The following is a 16,454-nucleotide window of genomic DNA, read 5'->3' on the forward strand; positions in this document are numbered from 1 at the left end:
CGTGCCTGCTACGTCGAATCAGATTTTCACGAGCTTGGGAATCCCCCGCGTGAGTCAGCCTCAACGCACCTTAGTATTACACCCGATACGAGCACCACTATATTTATTGGCGTGTGCTGTCCGATGGCGCGGTGGGTATCGTCACGATCCTGCATGAACGCATGCACCAAATCGACCGCTTTCGTGAAGACATGCTGGGGTGACTGGATGAGCCCGATGCTTCGCGCCATGGCCCGACAAGGATGTGAACGTCGCGGGAGACGCGCGACCGCGATCCTTCGCCCACTTTCCGCGTGACACCGCCCGCCTTTTCCCCTATGCGCCCGCCAGCAGACCGGCGGGCAGCCCCCGCCTGTCTTCCGTCCGAGACAGTTGGTGAAGGGAATCTGCCCTTCTTAATCTCCAGCCTAGACGGGGAAAAGCTCTTTGCCGGACGGGCGGACACGCCCGATTCGGCGTCCGCCTGTTCCTTGGATACGGGCCGGTCGATCTCTCCCCTTCGGACCAAACACCCCGTGCCTTCCGGCGCGGGTTTGAAGCCGTCCGCGCAGGGCCTCACCGCCCCAAGCGGACATGAAGTGGAGTAATGGCATGGATCGTAATCAGAAAGCTGAGGTCGTTTCCGCGCTGAACGCAGAGCTGGCACAGGTTGGCGTGGTCGTCGTGACCCGCAACCTTGGCATGACCGTCGCCCAGTCGACCGTCCTGCGCCAGAAGATGCGGGAAGCCGGCGCGTCCTACAAGGTTACGAAGAACCGCCTCGCCCGCATCGCCCTGGATGGCACCGCCTATACTGGCCTGAGCGACCTGCTCACCGGCCCGGTCGGCCTTGCCACCTCGGCCGATCCGGTCGCCGCCGCCAAGGTTGCGATCGATTTCGCCAAGACCAACGATCGTCTCGAGATCGTCGGCGGCGCGATGGGCGAAGTGCTGCTCGACGCGGAGGGCGTGAAGGCCCTGGCGTCGATGCCGTCGCTGGATGAACTGCGCGCCAAGCTGGTCGGCCTTATCGTCGCCCCGGCTACCAAGCTCGCAACCGTCACCCAGGCGCCGGCCGCGCAGCTTGCGCGTGTCTTCAACGCCTATGCGGAGAAGGAAGCGGCCTAAGTCGCCGCGACCCTCCGGTTTTGTACCCAAATCTGACGGGGCATTTCGCCCCACATTCAAGGAAATAGACAAATGGCAGACATCAACGCTCTGGTCGACCAGCTCTCGGCCCTCACCGTCCTCGAAGCCGCCGAGCTGTCGAAGGCTCTGGAAGAAAAGTGGGGCGTTTCGGCCGCCGCTGCCGTCGCCGTTGCCGGCCCGGCTGCCGGTGGCGCCGCCGCCGCTCCGGCTGCTGAAGAGCAGACCGAATTCGACGTCATCCTGACCGGCGACGGCGGCAAGAAGATCAACGTCATCAAGGAAGTCCGCGCCATCACCGGCCTGGGCCTCACCGAAGCCAAGGCGCTGGTCGAAGGCGCGCCGAAGGCCGTCAAGGAAGGCGTCAGCAAGGACGAGGCCGAGAAGGTCAAGAAGCAGCTTGAAGAAGCCGGCGCGACCGTCGAGCTCAAGTAAGCTGTTTTTCCGGTCCGCCGGATAGACACATGGAAGGCGGCTCCCACCGGGGGCCGCCTTTTCCGTTTCTTGGTGGTTCCGTCTCAAGCCAAAACATTCCGTTCGTGCTGAGTAGGGACTGAGGGAAGTCGAACGCCCGTATCGAAGCATCTATGCCAAGGCCCGGTACTCCGACCGCCCTTTCGACGTTGCTCAAGGGCTACTCAGGACGAACGGATTACACTCAAGACCCAGTGACCTGGAGTCAAAGGCTCACGATCAGCACCGCCCCCGCCAGCGTCATCATCGCCATCGGCACCGCCACGATCCAGGGCGCCGGCCGCCACCGCAGCTCCGCCGCCGTCAACCCCGCCGCGATGCCGAGCGCGACGCCCGGCCAGAGGATGTTGTAATAGCGCGCCTGCGCGATAGTGAGATCGCCGAGCGCCTCGAAACTCCGCCAGCCAAAGATCAGGTGGATGGCGAACAGCATGGCGGTCCCGAAGCCATAGGCCAGCACCGGCAGTCGCGCCACCCGCGCCCGCGCGCCCAGCACCGCCGTCCCCGCCATCAGCGCCAGCACCGCCGCCACCACCCAGACCGGGAACGCCCCCTCCGCCGCCGACCATTTATGCGCCACGGTCCGCAGGAAATACGCCACGAAGCCCGGAAAATCGAGCGCCGCCCGCTCGCCCGGCGGCACATACCAGGTCGCGGCATGGACCCAGACGAGGCTTCCCGTCCGCGCCAGCGTGACCAGATAAGGCACCGCCCCAATTATCACGCCCGCGCCCGCGCACCCGATCAGCGGATCGGACCAGCGCACCTCCCCCCGCACCATCCGCAGCGCCAGCCAGCAGCCCGCAACCGCGCTCAGCGCCACGAAGGCGGTCAGCTTGGTCCAGCCGGCCATCGCAAGTCCCGCCAGCAGCCACCACCCCGCCCCCGGCATCCCCATGACGCCCGCGAACAGGAAGGATGCGGCGAGCATCGCAAGATTGTCGTTGTTGATCGCCCCGCCCACCACGACCGCCTTGGGAAAAGCCGCCGCCGCGAAGCCGAACCAGACCGGCGACACCGCGTCCCCGCACCGCCGCCGCACCGTCACCAGCATCAGCACCAGCGCGCCGGCCGCCATCGCCGCATTGACCAGCCGAAACAGCAGCGGATCGGCGCTGAGAGCGAAGAGCGGCGCGAGCAGCAGATAATAGAGCGCGGGATGATTGATATAATTGGGATCGTCCGACCAGCGCGAAAGGTCCGCGACGTCGAGCATCCGATAGCTGCTCCAGTCAGGGAACAGCGTGGGCGCGTCGACGTGCGCGCGGATCATCGAGAAATGCCCCAGCTCGTCGATCCAGTTGGGAAAGGGCACCGCCAGCGCCACGCCGATCAGCATCGCGGCATAGACGGCGACGATCGCCCAAGCCCCGCCAGGCAGGTCGATCCGCCAGGCGCGCGGCAGGCGGCGCATCGGCGGGGCAAGGGCAACGGTCTCCATCCCGCCCTTATCCCGCAATTCCCTTGATATCCCGTTGCCGGAACATCGGATAAGCCGATGGTCGTAGAACCGTTGCGTTTCACAGGCCAGGCGCCTCTAAAGGCGCGAAGATCAAATGTCGGAGACCCGATCATGTCCTCCACAAAGGCCGCCCTCTTCGCCCTCCTTACCCTCGGCGCGTCCCCCGCCCTCGCGCAAACGCCCACCAGCCCGCTGACCGTCGCCACCGATCGCGGCGCGGTGCGCGGCGTAGCGGGGGACGGGGTCGAAAGCTGGAAGGGCATTCCCTTTGCCGCGCCCCCGGTCGGCGCGCTGCGCTGGCGGATGCCGCAACCCGCGCAGGCGTGGGACGGGGTGCGGGACGCGGCCGCCTATCGCAACGACTGCATGCAGCTTCCCTTCCCCAGCGACGCCGCCCCGCTCGGCACCCCGCCATCGGAGGACTGCCTGTATCTCAACATCTGGAAACCCGCCGGCGCGCCGGCGACGCTGCCCGTGATGGTCTGGATCTATGGCGGCGGCTTCGTCAATGGCGGCTCCTCGCCGCCGACCTATTCGGGCGCGCCGCTGGCGAAGCAGGGCATCATGGTCGTCAGCTTCAACTATCGGCTCGGCCGCTTCGGCACCTTCGCCCATCCCGCGCTGAGCGCCGCCGCAGAGGACAAGGGGTTCACCGGCAATTATGGCCTCATGGATCAGATCGCGGCGCTCCAGTGGGTGAAGCGCAACATCGCCCGCTTCGGCGGCGATCCGGCGCAGGTGACGATCATCGGCGAAAGCGCTGGCGGCATGTCAGTCCATGCGCTGCTCACCTCGCCGCTGGCGCAGGGCCTCTTCGCGCGCGCCGTCATCCTGTCCGGCGGCGACGGGTCGCTCCGCGGCGATGCGGGCAATGCAGCGGCGGAACAGGCGGGACAGGCTTTCGCAACCGGCAAGGGCGTGCCCGCAAACAGCCCCGACGCCCTCGCCCGCCTCCGCGCCCTGCCCGGCGAACAGGTGATCGACAATCTCAATCTCGCCACCCTGTCGCAGCCGCGCGCCGACTATGTCGGCCCCTATGCCGACGGGACGGTCGCGGTGTCGCCCACCGCCGCCTATGCCGCCGGCCGCTTCGCGCAAGTGCCGGTGATGGTCGGCGCAACCAGCGCCGATATCGGCGGCCCGACCGGCTTCATGATCGCCGGCGCGCGGCAGGTCGCCGGCACGCTCGCCGCACGGAAGGTGCCCGTCTATGCCTATTATTTCGATTATGTCGCGCACAGCATCGCCACGCCCGGCGCGCAACATGCCAGCGACATCCCCTATTTCTTCGACACCCAGCATGTGAAATATGGCAACGCCACCACCGCTCGTGACGACGCCATGGGCCGCACGATCAGTACCTATCTCGTCAATTTCGTGAAGTCGGGCGATCCCAACGGATCGGGCCTGCCCGCCTGGCCGCGCTTCGAGAGGGCGGGGGACGCGGTGATGATCTTCGCCCCCGCCGGCAAGGCGATCGCCGCCCCCCATCCTTGATGGTTGGCGGCGCGGGCGGCACGGGCTAAACCTGATCGCCCATGCCCACCGTCTTCGCCCTTGTCCGCTGCCTTGCGCTTGGCGCCACCCTGACGCTTGCCGCCTGCTCGGACGAAGGGCGCGGGCCTGTCGTCGTCAGCGTCATCGGCGACCGCGATGATTTCGCCAAGCCCCTCCCCAACCTCCCCGACCCCGGCGCGAAGCTGATCCTGGAGGCGACCGCGCAGGGGCTTGTCGGGTTCGACGCGAATGGCGAGATATTGCCCGCGCTCGCCCAGCGCTGGATCGTGCAGGACGACGGGCGCAGCTACATCTTCCGCCTGCGCCGCGCCTCCTGGGCGGATGGGTCGCGCGTCACCGCGCCCGATGTCGCGCGGATGCTGATGGCGCGGATCGACATGCTGCGGAAACTCGACCCCAACGGCCCGCTCGATGCGGTACAGGCGGTGGTGCCCATGACCGGCGAAGTGATCGAACTGCGCCTCGCCGCGCCCCGCCCCTTCGTGCTCCAGATGCTGGCCCAGCCGCAGATGGCGATCCTCTCGCGCGACGGCGGCACCGGCCCCTATCGCCCGCTGTCCCAGGGCAAGGCGCTGTTCCTGACCCCCATCGACCGCACCGGCCTGGAGGAGGACGCGGCGATCCCGGCCTGGCAGACCCGCGTGCTGCGCGCCGAACGGGCGGCGCTCGCCATCGTCCGCTTCCGCGAAGGCGACGCCGCACTGGTCCTGGGCGGCCGCTATTCGGACCTGCCGCTGCTGGTGCCGGCGGGGATCGATCGCAAGGATGTGCGGATCGATCCCGTGCAGGGACTGCTCGGCCTCGCGGTCACGGGGACGAGCAAGCTCATGGACGATGGCGGCATCCGCGCCGCGATCAACATGGCGATCGACCGCAGCCAGTTGCCCGCTGTTTTCCCCCTGGGCGGCTGGGCGACCAGCCAGCGCATCCTGCCCGACCAGATGGACCTGCCGCGCCCGCCCACCGATCCCGACTGGGCCGCGCTCCCGCTCGACCAGCGACGCGCGCTCGGCGCGGCCAGCGTCCGGCGCTGGCGCGCCGACAATGGCGATGCGCCGCCGATCCGCATCGCCCTGCCGAAGGGGCCGGGATCGACCTTGCTCTACGCGCTGCTGGCGCGCGACCTGGCGGCCATCGGCCTCGCCACGCAGCGGGTGGACCGCCGCGCGCCGGCAGACCTGCGCCTCGTCGATGAAGTCGCCGCCTATGACAGCGCGATCTGGTATCTGGGCCGCGTCGGCTGTGCCCGGAACGTCCATTGCAGTCCCCTTGCCGACGCGCAGCTCCAGGCCGCCAGCCTCGCCAGCACCCTTGAGGAACGCGCCGCCCGCATGGCGGAGGCCGAAGCGCTGATGGTGGCGCATAACGGCTATATCGCCTTGGGCGCGCCGGTGCGCTGGTCGCTCGTATCCCGCCGCCTCAGCGGCTTCCAGCCCTCGCCCCGCGCGCGCCACCCATTGAACCACCTCTTCCGCAGCACCAACTAGGGGCTTGAAGGAGAAGAGGCATCATGGCGATTTCGCCCAACCAGTTCGACCAGATGGTGCGCGACATGCCCGGTTTCGGCAGCGATCCCGCCTCGGTCCGCCGCCGGATCGAGGCGATGGAGGCGATGCTGGAGGGGCTGTTCGTCATCCCCGGCACGCAGCGCCGCGTCGGCCTCGACAGCCTGATCGGCCTCGTACCCGTCGTAGGCGATCTCGCCACGGCGGCGATGGGCGCCTGGATCGTGTGGGAAGCCCGCAACCTCGGCATGTCGAAATGGCAACTCACGCGCATGGCCGCCAATGTCGGCTTTGACACGCTGGTCGGCGCGATCCCCTTTGCCGGCGATGTGTTCGACTTCTTCTACAAATCGAACACGAAAAACCTCCGCATCATCCGCCGGCATCTCGACCGGCACCACCCCTCGACCGTGACGATCGACGGCTGAGGCGCCTCAGGCCGGCGGTGCGATCATCACTCGCGCGCGATCGCGCACCCCGCCCTGCTGCGGCGGGCAAGCGATGTAGCGATAGCGCTTGTCCATGCAGATCCACACTTCGCTAAGCGCCCCGTCGCGCGTCAGGTTGAGCCGCAGCCCGTCGGCGACCATCCCCTTGTTCTCCGCCGCGAACGCCTGAGCGAAATCGCGCGCCGACAGCGTATCCCGCCGCGCCAGCGCCGCCATGTCGGGGTAGCGCAACGCATGGTAGAGCTTGCGCGACAGCGTAAAGAACTTCGTCGGCGTCGTCGGCATGCAGGTGCCGTGCTTCACCCACTCATGCTGGATCAGCTGGACCGATGGCGTCGCGCACAAATGGTCGCGCACCACTTTGCGCGGCAGCACGCCCGCCGGCTTGCAATATTGCGGCCATTCCTTGCCATAGCCGTCGGGCCAGAGGCCATGCAGGGTGAAGCCGAACCGATTGCCCGACCCGCACTGAAACGCATCGCGCGCCCCGCCGCGCGACGTCCTGCAATATTGCGGGGTCCAGCTGACCGCCAGCGTATAATAGCCGATCGGCAGCACCCGCTTCGGCTCGTCGGCGGTCGGCCCCTCGACATGCGGGCGCGGGATGACCGACGGCAGCCGGCACTGCCCCGCCTGCGCCAAAGCAGGCAGAGGCGCAGCCAGCGCAAGCAGGGCAAGCAGCGCCTTACGCATAGGCGAAATCCAGCCCGATATCGGCGGCCGGCGCCGACTGGGTCAGCCGCCCGACGCTGATATAGGTGACGCCCGTCTCCGCCTTCGCCCGGATCGTTTCCAGCGTCACCCCGCCCGACGCCTCGGTCGGCACCCGCCCATCGACCTGGGTTACCGCCTCGCGCAGCATCGCCGCGTCCATATTGTCGAGCAGCAGATGCGTCGCCCCCGCGCCCAGCGCCGGCTCGATTTGGTCGATCCGGTCCACCTCCACGATGATCCGCGCGACCCCCGCGTCGACCGCGCGGCGCACCGCTTCGCCGACCGACCCGGCGACGGCGACATGATTATCCTTGATCATCGCCGCGTCCCACAGCCCCATGCGATGATTGGTCGCCCCGCCCATCCGCGTGGCATATTTCTCCAGCACCCGCAGCCCCGGTATCGTCTTGCGCGTGTCGAGCAGGGTCGCCCCCGTCCCCGCGATCGCATCGACATAGGCGCGGGTCATCGTCGCGATCCCGGTCAGATGCTGCACCGTGTTGAGCGCCGACCGCTCCGCCGTCAGCATCGCCCTCGCCCGGCCCCGAATACGCAGCAGGTCGGTGCCGGCCGCGACCTGTTCGCCATCCCGATGCAGCATCTCGATCTCGACACCGGGATCGAGCGCGCGAAAGAAAGCCACCGCGATCGGCAACCCTGCCAAAGTCACCGCGTCCCGGCTATCCATCACGCCATCGAACAGCGCATCGGCCGGGATCACCGCCTCACTGGTGAGATCGCGCCCATCGGGCCCTAGGTCTTCGGCAAGCGTGGCGGCAATAAAGGCGTCGAGGTCGAAACCGGGGAGGGAGAAGGTCATGGTGAGGTCTGTAGACGGACAAGCCACGCCACCGCAACCCGCTTCCCATTGACTTAGTCCATGACTTAGTCCACCTTTGCACCATGAACGCGATCATCAACGTCCATGAGGCGAAAACCCATTTCTCCAAGCTGCTCGCGCGTGCTCACGCCGGCGAGGAGATCATTTTGTCAAAAGCGGGCAAACCCTATGCGAAGCTGGTGCCGATCGCCAGTAAACGCCCGGATCGCAAGCCCGGACGTTTCGAGGGGCAGATGGTTTATGACGACTCCGCGTTCTTCGATCCCTTGCCCGAGGAAGAGCTACGCCTTTGGGAGGGGCGAGGCGATTGAACCTGCTGCTCGACAGTCATGTGCTGATTTGGTGGTGGGCAAATGATCGCAAGCGGCTCGGCAAGTCTATAGACCATTTGGTCCGCCCTGCCGGCAAGCTGTTCGTCAGCGCCGCTTCAGGTTGGGAAATCGCCACCAAGCACCGGCTGGGCAAATTGGACCCTGGCGTCGCGATGGACGCCTTTGCGGAAGCGTTGGAAGCAGATGGCTTCGTCGCGCTGGATGTGACCCTGGCGCACGCGCTACGCGCCGGACGCTATACTATGCTCCACGGCGACCCGTTCGACCGCCTTCTCGCTGCGCAGGCGGAAATCGAAGGTCTGACCCTGCTGACCGCCGACCCCGCCTTCTCCGCCTTCCCCTGCATGACGCTCTGGGATTAGGGCCGCGCCCCCAAATCCCCCTGCCCCACGGTCCCGCTCGCCATGTCCAGCATCCGGTCGAGGCTCTTCTTCGCCGCCAGCCGCAGCCCTTCGTCCATCTCGATCCGCGGGGTCAGGTCGCGCAGCGCCAGATACAGCTTCTCCAGCGTATTGAGCGCCATATAGGGGCACACATTGCAGTTGCAGTTGCCGTCCGCCCCCGGCGCCCCGATGAAATTCTTAGTCGGCTCGGATTTCCGCATCTGGTGGATGATATGCGGCTCGGTCGCGACGATCAGCGTGTCGCCCGGCATGGTCCGCGCATAGGTCAATATGCCGCTGGTCGACCCGATATAGTCGGCATGGTCGGCGATATAGGGCGGACATTCGGGGTGAGCGGCGACCGGCGCGCCGGGATGCTGGGCCTTGAGCTTCAGCAATTCGGTCTCGCTGAACGCCTCGTGCACGATGCACACGCCTGGCCACAGCAGCATGTCGCGATTGAGCTTGCGCTTGAGATACCCGCCCAGATGCTTGTCCGGGCCAAAGATGATCTTCTGATCCTTGGGCAGCTGCGCGACGATCTTCTCCGCCGAAGACGACGTGACGATGATGTCGGACAGCGCCTTCACCTCGGTCGAGCAGTTGATGTAGCTGAGCGCAATATGATCCGGGTGCGCCTCGCGGAATGCCTTGAACTGGGCGGGCGGGCAGCTGTCCTCCAGGCTGCATCCCGCGTCCATGTCGGGCAGGATCACGATCTTTTCGGGGCTGAGGATTTTGGCCGTCTCCGCCATGAAGCGCACGCCGCAAAAGGCGATGACGTCCGCATCGGTCTCCGCCGCCTTGCGCGACAGCTCCAGGCTATCGCCGACGAAATCCGACAGATCCTGAATCTCAGGCTTCTGGTAATAATGGCCCAGGATGACGGCGTTGCGCTCCTTGCGGAGGCGGTCGATCTCCGCGCGCAGGTCCAGCCCCTGCAATGATCCGCCCATGCCGCCGCGTGCGTCCACCCTGCTTACTCCGTCTCGCTTCTCTGCCGGCGCAGATAGGCCGGAGCGCCTAAGGGATCAAGGACGCGATCAGGGTTGCTTGGGCCAATCCGCATAGAGCGGCCGCGCCCCGCCCGGCGTGCCGGCGGTCACCGCGTCGCCGATCGCCCGGCCCACGGGGCTGAAGGCGATTCCCTCCGCGACGATCTGCGTCCCCGCGAGCAGGCCCAGCCCCCAGAGATAAGCGGGATGCACCCGCCCGATCCGCCGCTTGTCCCGCACCATCCCCGCGAGGATGAACAGCGCGGGAAACACCACCGCCGACATCACCCAGGCAAGCGGCATCATCAGCGGCAGCGGCAGCAGCCGCCCGAACCCCGGCCCGGTCACGGAGGCCATCGCGCACAGCATCAGCCGGCTATGCCAGTCGGTGCGCCGCCGCAGCCGGATCGCCCAGAACACGGTCCCGGCAAAGGTCAGGATGCCGATCGGGTTGCCGATCAGAAACTCGTCGCGCGCGAAGAAGAAGGGGCCGCCTGTGGAGCGGATGACGGTCAGCGTGATCGCGATGCCCAGCACCACCATCGCCGGCACCCACGCCAGCGCCAGCCAGCCCAGCCGCTTGTGCAAGCCTCGCGATCCGGTCGCGACAAGGCCGGTCTGGAGCAGATACAGCACCACCCAGCCGAAGAAGGTGACGGCATGTATATGGTAAAGCGCCGGCACCGCGAAGCTCGACCGCTGAAACAGGATATTGGTCGAAAATCCCGCCACCAGCACCAGCGCCATGAGACAGGCGCTGACGAAGAAGAAGCGATGCTCGGAGTTAAACACGACCCCCGCCCCCGATACCCGCGTCGCCATGCCGCCCCCGCCTCTATTTGCCTGACGGGAAAATGCTACCATCGCGGGCGACAAACGCCAACATCTTCCTGAAACGGAACCGCTTTGAGGGAGATCGAGTGCCCAACTTCAATTCCCCGTCATCCCAGCGAAGGCTGGGATCACCCTTTTCTTCAAGCGCTCCCCAAGAACAAATATGCCAGCCATCGCCGGCATGACGGAAGGGGTGGATTTGCGGACATTCCGTCAGTCGAAAAGTTAGAGCCGCAACGCGCCAATTGCGGCCATTCGCGCAACATCGTCCAAATCCTAAAACCTGCCCCTACGCACCGGAGACTGGTACAAACAAAAGTTGCTTGCTACCTTGGATCACTTTTACAATGTTTTCGAACGTGCCTTCGCAATCATGGCGCTGCTCAGAACTGTAAGGAATACAGCGGCTTCCTCAACTTGCGAGTCGAGAACTTCCGGATCGCCAGATCCATGCGCGATCTGATTCCGAAGCCGTACGAGTTCGTTTAGGCCGTCGCGCGCTAGCTTATAGGATTCCCGAGCGCCTGCGTTTTTCGCCCATGATTTGATGGTCGAATACCTTCCTAGATCATCATCAAACGCTTTGCCTATGCCTAGAGCTTCAAACAGCGAATCAACACGTTCCGAGGTGCACACGCCTAGCAAGGCAGTAAAGGCATCCGCGCCGAGCCGATATTTCGGGTCATCACTGAAGCATGCCGCTAAATTTAGCTGGAGGTTATCGAAGTTGAATGGAACGCCATTGATGTTTCGATCTTGAAGCTTCGACAGGAGACGCGCTGAGCCGACAGTGTGAGCATTTCGCAAACTTTCGTTCAAGTCGCTATAGCGCGCAGCCTTTCCCTGCAGCACGTTCAGGACTGCTCCCGCCAAATCCGCGACGAACCGCTCAAAGGCGCCATATAGCTGAAGAACAAGACCGCGATAAACTACCGTTTCGGAAGCACCTTTGAGGTTAATGGTGGCTTGCAGCTCGGCCTTAAGATGCGAAGGTATGGTGCTGTATGCAAAAAGCTGGGCGTGATTTCGAACGAAAAAGGCGTGGGATTGGCGAACACGTAGGTTGCCACGGACCTCATCGATCCTAGCGCAGAAGACAGCCTCTACCCGGTCATACCCATCCATCAGAGCTGACTAGTGATCGTTTTTTGAACTAGCGTGATGCGGTCCTTGATCAACGCTGCCGTGTTGCCGCGGCCGACTATTAGGTCATACGTTGTCGCGTTAGGTGAGGCCAACGCCGACACGGCAGCCGCGATTGCTCCACTTTTCGCTAAAATTTCGTCCCGTCGATCGCGAAGTCGAAAGAGCGCCACCATTTGCGCGTCGTAAAGAGGTCTTGAGAGAAGACCCTTCGATCTATTCCCAAGCGGCGGCAGTCGGAAAACAGTATCGCCAAACAATGAGCGAGCCAGCGCGAGCGCCTCGACAAACTCATTTCGCATTGCTGCAATGGATGCATCGTCAGCACCGCGATGCACCTTCATCGTGTTGTCGAGCATCGCGCGAACCGAGCCAGAAATTGATTTATCGTCGCGAAATGCAAAGAAACGGAGGACGATCTCGACATCGAGCATTCGCTTAAATAGGTTATTGTCACGGAGGGCTTGATCGGGAGTGCCGTCACTCGTGGTATGCTCTTCGTGCGACGGAATATCCCATGCACTCGTGAATTCGGGTCGCCTTGCCAGATCAACAATTAACCGATTGAAAGATCCTGAGAAGAGAGAGTTGCGAAGTTCCTGAGGGTTCAATCGCTCGCCGCCAGTATTCAAGCGTTCGAACACCTGGGCGCGGAGATCCATGTCGTCGCCGGTTGACGCGATCGAGTCAGACATAAGCGTGATGGATGATACCTTCGCCCGTTCTAGTCCCCTTCTTACCATTGGAGGCAATCGAGCAAAGGTACGTCCATTCAGGCTCGGCCAGATTTTAAGACCTGTGAGAGCGAACCTTCCCTGTAGGAAGTCAACAATTGCGTTCAGCCTTTGTTGACCGTCCATAACTTCATACGAACCAAGATTTACCTCATATAGAAACACCGGCGGAACCGGCACGTTCATAATGAAACTTTCAATTAAACGCGACTTTTTGGTATCGTCCCAGCGTAGACGTCGCTGATATTCCGGACGAAGGTTGCCCCATTTATCTTTTTCAATGAAGTCCACTACGTGGGGCAAGAAAAGTTCGCTTCGTTCCTGTACAACGCGCAGCCTACCGGTTTCAAAGTGTCGCTCTATGGCCCTATCAGTCCCGTCCGCAGCAGCAAGGACGGGTGCAGCGATGTCCTCCGGTTCGTCGTCAAATCCAACGGGTGCATCAGAATCGGCCACATAACCTCCACTCATCGTCGAAATGCGTTACGCGGGCCGGTGTGCTTCAAGCAATACTCAATCGCAATGCGGGTTAAGGCAGCTATCAAGCGTATGCCGCCATAAACCCGCCATTCCACTATCGGCCAATTTCGGTCACTGCAACGCAGCCTTTTTAGCGTCTCATCCTCGTCGTCTGAGGATATTCCCCTCCCGCCTGCGGAGGGGGAAAAAGCGCGACGCAGACAGGCCACCTTATCAGCCTGCCCCTATCGCTCCCGCGCCAGCACCTCGTTAATAGGCGTCGTCACGTCCCACCGATCGCGCACATCCCCGCGCCGCTCGGGCGGGAAGGTCACCAGCACCCGCGCGTCGCCATAGCCCATCGCCCCCAATGGCGCGGCCATGATCTTCGCGACGGCGGCGCGGCCATATTCGCGCGCCTGCGCCATCCGCTCGGGCGATCGCGCCGATTTCTCGGCCCGCGCCGCAGCATGGGCCGACACCTTGCGGCTGAGTTCCTCCCCTGCCTGCCGCGTCACGAACACGCCATTGGTCCGCACCAAGGTCCGGCGGCTCTCGTCCACATTGGGCCGGTCGGGCGTCACGTCGGGCGCGTTGACGATCAGGGTGCGGCTCTGCGCGTTCCATTCCAGATCGCGCGCGGTCAGCCCCGACAGGTCGACGACATAATCGACCGTATAGGGCATCTTCACCACCTGATCGGACTTGAGCAGGCCAAAACCGCGCACATCCTGCGCCGTGCTCTGGATCGTGCCGGTCAGCCGCGACACCCGCAGCGAAGCGGTGCCTCCGATCTTCTCCGCGATGATCTTCGTCACCGCCGACCCGTCATCCTCCACGCTCACCACATAGTCGCGATTATAGCGCTGCCACCCCACCAGCATCGTCGCCCCGACGATCAGGATCAGCAGCGCGGCGGCAATCTGCCCGGCATAGCGCCTCACGCCATCCGCCATTGCCCGTCCCCGGCGGGCGCGGCGACGCCCCGGCCCGCCAGGTCGATCAGATGCGCCAGCACCGATCGCCCCGCCGCGCCATAGAGGCGCGGGTCCACGCCCTTGTACATCTCGGCCACCATGTCGGGGATCGCACTCACGCCGTTGCGCTCCAGGAAGCGCAGTATCTGCCCCTCGCGCTGCTTGCGATGCCCCATCATGCCGCGCACCAGCCGTTGCGGCTGCTCGACCGGATCGCCATGGGCGGGGTAATAGATCGCGTCGTCGCGCTCCAGCAGCCGCTGCATCGAGGCCATATAGGCGGTCATGTCGCCATCGGGCGGGGAGATGACGCTGGTGGACCAGCCCATCACATGATCGCCGGTGAAAAGCGCGCCCTCCTCGGCCAGCGCGAAGCAGAGATGGTTGGAGGTATGCCCCGGCGTCGCCACCGCCTCCAGCGTCCAGCCTTCGCCGCTCACCCGATCGCCATCGCCCAGCACCCAGTCGGGCCGGTAATCCGCGTCGAAGGCCGCATCGGCGCGCGGCCCGTCATCCTCCAGCGTCAGCGGCGCGCAGCCGATGATCGGCGCGCCGGTCGCTTGCGCCAGGGGCCGCGCCGCCGGGCTGTGATCGCGATGGGTGTGCGTGCACAGGATCGCGACCACCGGACGGCCGGCGATGGCGACGGTCAGCGCCGCCAGATGCGCCGGTTCGGCCGGGCCGGGATCGATGACCGCTACGTCATGAGTGCCCACCAGATAGGTCTGCGTGCCGGAATAGGTGAAGGGCGACGGATTGGGCGCCAGCACCCGGTTCACCAGAGGGGACAGCGGCATCGCTATGCCGGTCGGCAGATCGGCCGGGTCGAAGGGAGTCGCCATCCGTTCCATGTGCCCATATCCGCCGGATTTTCAAGGGGCAGGCTTTCCGCCGGATTTCATTAGTTAGCTACCTAATTAATTTCGATAGCGCGTATAGGTGTCCAGCTCGCTGTACAAATCGCCCTTCCGCGTCACCGTAGCGCCGGCTAAACCTTCGGTCATGACCCACCCGCTCCTCGACCGCTGGCGCCAGCATCTCGCCCTCGACCGGCGGCGCTCGGCGCATACGGTCCGCGCCTATGTCGCCACCGCCGAACGGCTGGTCGGCTTCCTGGAGCAGCATCGGGGCGGCCCGGTCAGCGCCGCCACCCTCGCCACGCTGGAGCAGGCAGACCTGCGCGCCTTCCTGACCCACCGCCGGATGGACGGCATCGGCAACCTGTCGGCCGCCCGCGAGCTATCGGCGGTGCGCGGCTTCCTACGCTTCGCTGGCGGGGAGGAGGCGCGCGTGCCCCAGATGAAGGGACCACGGGTCAAGCGCGGCCTCCCCCGCCCCGTCTCCCCTGACGAAGCCGTCGCGCTGGCCGCCGACATCGCCGAAACCGCCCGCGAAGGCTGGATCGGCGCGCGCGACTGGGCGGTGCTGCTGCTGCTCTACGGCGCCGGGCTCCGCATCGGGGAAGCGATGGCGCTGACCGGCGACGTCCTGCCCTTGGGCGATACCCTCCGCGTCACCGGCAAGCGGGGCAAGACCCGGATCGTCCCGCTCCTGAGCCAAGTGCGCGACGCGATCGACGCCTATCTCGCGGCCTGCCCCTACCCGGCGGCGAAGGGCGAGCCCTTGTTCAGAGGCGCACGCGGCGGCCCGCTCTCGCCCGCCGTGATCCGCCGCGCCGTACAAGGCGCACGCGGCCGGCTCGGCCTCTCGGACCGCACCACCCCCCACGCGCTACGCCACAGCTTCGCCACCCACCTGCTCGGCCGCGGCGCCGACCTGCGGAGCTTGCAGGAACTGCTCGGCCACGCCAGCCTCTCCTCGACCCAGGTCTATACCCAGGTCGACGCCGCCCACCTGCTCGACATCTACCGCAACGCGCACCCCCGCGCCTAACCCTTGGGCCGCCACGTCGCCAGCCGCCAGAGGTAGAGCAGGACCGCCCCTATGACGCAGACCGTGGCGGCCGGCCCGACATAGCGGTCCACCTCATTGAAGTTCCGCCCCAGCAGATAGCCGGCATAGGCGAGGATGACGTTCCAGACCAGCGCCCCTCCCGCCGTCCACAGCAGGAACCGCATATGTCCCATGCGGAAAAGGCCAGCCGGCAGCGAGATCATCGTTCTGAACGCCGGCAGAAAACGGAAGACAAACACCACGATTTGCCCATATTTCCCGAAAAGCCGGTCGAGCGCCTCGACATCGCGCCACTCCAGCGTCGCCCAGCGGCCATAGCGGTCCACCAGCGGCTTGAGCCGGTGAAACCCAAGGATATGCCCCACCAGATACCAGAAATAATTGCCGATGGTCGTCCCGATCGTCCCGGCGAGCAGCAGCCACTCCATCGCCATCCGCCCCTGTCCCACGCGGATGCCGCCGATGCCCATGATCAGTTCGGACGGGATGGGCGGAAAGACATTCTCCAGCACCATCAGCAGCCCGATGCCCCAATAGCCGCCCGCATCGATCAGGCGCAGCACCCAGTCGGTCATGTCAGCGGCTCATTGTCTGG

Annotated in this window: 18 protein-coding genes and 1 pseudogene; 9 read left to right on the top strand and 10 right to left on the bottom strand. The window is 65.0% G+C overall.

Annotated elements, in window-relative coordinates:
* Nucleotides 1-74 precede the first annotated feature (74 nt).
* From ACETPF_RS08250 to rplL, 3 genes and pseudogenes are all read left to right on the top strand, one after another.
* Nucleotides 75-203 (top strand): annotated as a pseudogene (locus ACETPF_RS08250) (type II toxin-antitoxin system RelE/ParE family toxin); the annotation flags it as partial.
* 388 nt (nt 204-591) lie between these two features.
* Nucleotides 592-1,107 carry a 50S ribosomal protein L10 gene (gene rplJ, locus ACETPF_RS08255; protein ID WP_373933982.1) on the top strand — a complete coding sequence of 172 codons (516 nt, stop codon included), beginning with the start codon at nt 592-594 and terminating at the stop codon, nt 1,105-1,107.
* Between the two features lie 72 nt (nt 1,108-1,179).
* Nucleotides 1,180-1,560 (top strand): 50S ribosomal protein L7/L12, encoded by a 381-nt coding sequence (gene rplL, locus ACETPF_RS08260; RefSeq protein WP_373933983.1) that lies wholly within the window; start codon nt 1,180-1,182, stop codon nt 1,558-1,560.
* A 244-nt stretch (nt 1,561-1,804) separates the two neighbouring features.
* Here rplL and ACETPF_RS08265 read toward each other — a convergent pair whose 3' ends face one another.
* Nucleotides 1,805-3,040 carry a hypothetical protein gene (locus ACETPF_RS08265; RefSeq protein ID WP_373933984.1) on the bottom strand — a complete coding sequence of 412 codons (1,236 nt, stop codon included), beginning with the start codon at nt 3,038-3,040 and terminating at the stop codon, nt 1,805-1,807.
* 132 nt (nt 3,041-3,172) lie between these two features.
* On the opposite strand from ACETPF_RS08265, the gene ACETPF_RS08270 reads away from it, so the two are divergent.
* Genes ACETPF_RS08270 through ACETPF_RS08280 form a run of 3 tightly spaced genes read left to right on the top strand, consistent with a single transcriptional unit; the run spans nt 3,173 to nt 6,512 of the window.
* A complete protein-coding gene (locus ACETPF_RS08270) occupies nt 3,173-4,558 on the top strand; it encodes a carboxylesterase/lipase family protein (protein WP_373933985.1) in 1,386 nt (461 codons plus the stop codon).
* Nucleotides 4,559-4,599: 41 nt separating this feature from the next.
* The gene (locus ACETPF_RS08275; protein ID WP_373933986.1) at nt 4,600-6,066 is read left to right on the top strand and encodes an ABC transporter substrate-binding protein; all 1,467 of its coding nucleotides are present in this window, start codon (nt 4,600-4,602) and stop codon (nt 6,064-6,066) included.
* Between the two features lie 23 nt (nt 6,067-6,089).
* Entirely contained in the window at nt 6,090-6,512 is a 423-nt protein-coding gene (locus ACETPF_RS08280; RefSeq protein ID WP_373933987.1) for a DUF4112 domain-containing protein, read from the top strand.
* Between the two features lie 6 nt (nt 6,513-6,518).
* Here the strand turns inward: ACETPF_RS08280 and ACETPF_RS08285 are convergent, their stop codons facing one another.
* Both ACETPF_RS08285 and nadC read right to left on the bottom strand, forming a co-directional pair.
* Nucleotides 6,519-7,226, bottom strand: a complete 708-nt coding sequence (locus tag ACETPF_RS08285; protein ID WP_373933988.1) for a ribonuclease T2 family protein — start codon at nt 7,224-7,226, stop codon at nt 6,519-6,521.
* A complete protein-coding gene (gene nadC / locus ACETPF_RS08290; protein ID WP_373933989.1) occupies nt 7,219-8,067 on the bottom strand; it encodes a carboxylating nicotinate-nucleotide diphosphorylase in 849 nt (282 codons plus the stop codon). Before nadC ends, ACETPF_RS08285 begins: the two co-directional genes overlap by 8 nt.
* Nucleotides 8,068-8,150: 83 nt before the next feature.
* On the opposite strand from nadC, the gene ACETPF_RS08295 reads away from it, so the two are divergent.
* Together ACETPF_RS08295 and ACETPF_RS08300 are read left to right on the top strand one after the other, a co-directional pair.
* Nucleotides 8,151-8,399, top strand: a complete 249-nt coding sequence (locus ACETPF_RS08295) for a type II toxin-antitoxin system Phd/YefM family antitoxin (protein WP_373933990.1) — start codon at nt 8,151-8,153, stop codon at nt 8,397-8,399.
* The gene (locus tag ACETPF_RS08300; protein WP_373933991.1) at nt 8,396-8,782 is read left to right on the top strand and encodes a type II toxin-antitoxin system VapC family toxin; all 387 of its coding nucleotides are present in this window, start codon (nt 8,396-8,398) and stop codon (nt 8,780-8,782) included. The genes ACETPF_RS08295 and ACETPF_RS08300 overlap by 4 nt, the downstream gene beginning before the upstream one ends.
* Here the strand turns inward: ACETPF_RS08300 and nadA are convergent.
* The 6 genes from nadA to ACETPF_RS08330 form a co-directional block, all read right to left on the bottom strand.
* On the bottom strand, nt 8,779-9,759 hold the full coding sequence (gene nadA / locus ACETPF_RS08305; protein WP_373934283.1) for a quinolinate synthase NadA: 981 nt from the start codon (nt 9,757-9,759) through the stop codon (nt 8,779-8,781). The two genes, ACETPF_RS08300 and nadA, sit on opposite strands and share 4 nt — an antisense overlap.
* 87 nt (nt 9,760-9,846) lie before the next feature.
* Nucleotides 9,847-10,620 carry a hypothetical protein gene (locus tag ACETPF_RS08310; RefSeq protein ID WP_373933992.1) on the bottom strand — a complete coding sequence of 258 codons (774 nt, stop codon included), beginning with the start codon at nt 10,618-10,620 and terminating at the stop codon, nt 9,847-9,849.
* Nucleotides 10,621-10,974: 354 nt separating this feature from the next.
* Nucleotides 10,975-11,757: an MAE_28990/MAE_18760 family HEPN-like nuclease gene (locus ACETPF_RS08315; protein ID WP_373933993.1), complete on the bottom strand. Its 783-nt coding sequence runs from the start codon at nt 11,755-11,757 to the stop codon at nt 10,975-10,977.
* Complete coding sequence (locus ACETPF_RS08320; protein WP_373933994.1) at nt 11,757-12,980, bottom strand: GmrSD restriction endonuclease domain-containing protein; 1,224 nt, start codon at nt 12,978-12,980, stop codon at nt 11,757-11,759. The genes ACETPF_RS08315 and ACETPF_RS08320 overlap by 1 nt, the downstream gene beginning before the upstream one ends.
* A 233-nt stretch (nt 12,981-13,213) precedes the next feature.
* Nucleotides 13,214-13,924 carry a DUF4230 domain-containing protein gene (locus ACETPF_RS08325; RefSeq protein WP_373933995.1) on the bottom strand — a complete coding sequence of 237 codons (711 nt, stop codon included), beginning with the start codon at nt 13,922-13,924 and terminating at the stop codon, nt 13,214-13,216.
* Nucleotides 13,909-14,787 (bottom strand): MBL fold metallo-hydrolase, encoded by an 879-nt coding sequence (locus ACETPF_RS08330; RefSeq protein WP_373933996.1) that lies wholly within the window; start codon nt 14,785-14,787, stop codon nt 13,909-13,911. The genes ACETPF_RS08325 and ACETPF_RS08330 overlap by 16 nt, the downstream gene beginning before the upstream one ends.
* Nucleotides 14,788-14,947: 160 nt before the next feature.
* Between ACETPF_RS08330 and ACETPF_RS08335 the strand changes: the two genes are divergently transcribed.
* Nucleotides 14,948-15,838: a tyrosine recombinase XerC gene (locus ACETPF_RS08335; RefSeq protein WP_373933997.1), complete on the top strand. Its 891-nt coding sequence runs from the start codon at nt 14,948-14,950 to the stop codon at nt 15,836-15,838.
* On the opposite strand, the gene ACETPF_RS08340 is transcribed toward ACETPF_RS08335, so the two are convergent.
* Nucleotides 15,835-16,434, bottom strand: coding sequence for a DedA family protein (locus ACETPF_RS08340; RefSeq protein WP_373933998.1), 600 nt, complete (start codon nt 16,432-16,434; stop codon nt 15,835-15,837). The genes ACETPF_RS08335 and ACETPF_RS08340 overlap by 4 nt on opposite strands.
* Nucleotides 16,435-16,454: the final 20 nt, after the last annotated feature.

Source organism: Sphingobium agrisoli, from assembly GCF_041877245.1.
Classification (GTDB): Bacteria; Pseudomonadota; Alphaproteobacteria; order Sphingomonadales; family Sphingomonadaceae; genus Sphingobium.

Excerpts from the sequence above, each read along its gene's own strand:
- rplJ (WP_373933982.1), top strand. The coding sequence starts at position 592 with ATGGATCGTAATCAGAAAGCTGAGGTCGTTTCCGCGCTGAACGCAGAG.
- rplL (WP_373933983.1), top strand. The coding sequence starts at position 1,180 with ATGGCAGACATCAACGCTCTGGTCGACCAGCTCTCGGCCCTCACCGTC.
- ACETPF_RS08265 (WP_373933984.1), bottom strand. The coding sequence starts at position 3,040 with ATGGAGACCGTTGCCCTTGCCCCGCCGATGCGCCGCCTGCCGCGCGCC.
- ACETPF_RS08270 (WP_373933985.1), top strand. The coding sequence starts at position 3,173 with ATGTCCTCCACAAAGGCCGCCCTCTTCGCCCTCCTTACCCTCGGCGCG.
- ACETPF_RS08275 (WP_373933986.1), top strand. The coding sequence starts at position 4,600 with ATGCCCACCGTCTTCGCCCTTGTCCGCTGCCTTGCGCTTGGCGCCACC.
- ACETPF_RS08280 (WP_373933987.1), top strand. The coding sequence starts at position 6,090 with ATGGCGATTTCGCCCAACCAGTTCGACCAGATGGTGCGCGACATGCCC.
- ACETPF_RS08285 (WP_373933988.1), bottom strand. The coding sequence starts at position 7,226 with ATGCGTAAGGCGCTGCTTGCCCTGCTTGCGCTGGCTGCGCCTCTGCCT.
- nadC (WP_373933989.1), bottom strand. The coding sequence starts at position 8,067 with ATGACCTTCTCCCTCCCCGGTTTCGACCTCGACGCCTTTATTGCCGCC.
- ACETPF_RS08295 (WP_373933990.1), top strand. The coding sequence starts at position 8,151 with ATGAACGCGATCATCAACGTCCATGAGGCGAAAACCCATTTCTCCAAG.
- nadA (WP_373934283.1), bottom strand. The coding sequence starts at position 9,759 with ATGGGCGGATCATTGCAGGGGCTGGACCTGCGCGCGGAGATCGACCGC.
- ACETPF_RS08310 (WP_373933992.1), bottom strand. The coding sequence starts at position 10,620 with ATGGCGACGCGGGTATCGGGGGCGGGGGTCGTGTTTAACTCCGAGCAT.
- ACETPF_RS08315 (WP_373933993.1), bottom strand. The coding sequence starts at position 11,757 with ATGGATGGGTATGACCGGGTAGAGGCTGTCTTCTGCGCTAGGATCGAT.
- ACETPF_RS08320 (WP_373933994.1), bottom strand. The coding sequence starts at position 12,980 with ATGAGTGGAGGTTATGTGGCCGATTCTGATGCACCCGTTGGATTTGAC.
- ACETPF_RS08325 (WP_373933995.1), bottom strand. The coding sequence starts at position 13,924 with ATGGCGGATGGCGTGAGGCGCTATGCCGGGCAGATTGCCGCCGCGCTG.
- ACETPF_RS08330 (WP_373933996.1), bottom strand. The coding sequence starts at position 14,787 with ATGGCGACTCCCTTCGACCCGGCCGATCTGCCGACCGGCATAGCGATG.
- ACETPF_RS08335 (WP_373933997.1), top strand. The coding sequence starts at position 14,948 with ATGACCCACCCGCTCCTCGACCGCTGGCGCCAGCATCTCGCCCTCGAC.
- ACETPF_RS08340 (WP_373933998.1), bottom strand. The coding sequence starts at position 16,434 with ATGACCGACTGGGTGCTGCGCCTGATCGATGCGGGCGGCTATTGGGGC.